The sequence below is a fragment of the Polaromonas sp. P1_G2 genome (assembly GCF_056405515.1).
In genome coordinates this window covers 1-492 of record NZ_JBFUBY010000976.1, presented here as the reverse complement: position 1 = coordinate 492, position 492 = coordinate 1, and the positions used below count along the sequence as shown (strand labels likewise).

Here is a 492-nt window from a genome sequence, read left to right as displayed (position 1 = left end):
TGCGTGAAGCGCCCATATCGATATGGTCGTTCTCATCTGAACCGTAGAGGTCAATATACTGCTTGGCGTTCCCGGCTGGGTTCCAGTGGAAATCGGCGGCGGTTGAAAGATGGATCGAAAACAAATCTCCGCTGACGGATTGTATGTGCTCGAGCGCGGTGGCGGCAATGGTCAGTTTGAAATTGTTGTAGGGCGTCACCATCAGCGTTTCGACGCCGCCGATCTTGCATTGYGAAAGGTCGGCGTCACGGTCGATGTCGATTGTGTCGCGGCCATCGCCGCCCTGTATGAGAAGGTCTCCGGCATTTCCTTGGAGGACGAATTTGTCGTTTCCGCTACCGCCGTCCACGAGCGTTGATTTGTTTGCCGTCAGATCAATCGTGTCGTTGCCGGCATCTCCGGTCACGATGCCCGACTGTTGCTGGATGACAGTGATCGTGTCGTTGCCGTCGCCGCCATGGATCGTGTCCGTGCCTTTCTGTTCCCACATCC

General features: G+C 56.0%; 1 protein-coding gene. It reads right to left on the bottom strand.

The window, feature by feature from the left end:
- Positions 1–492: hypothetical protein (locus tag AC1D0P_RS28630; protein ID WP_477679828.1), on the bottom strand; the 492-nt coding region annotated here is incomplete at both ends.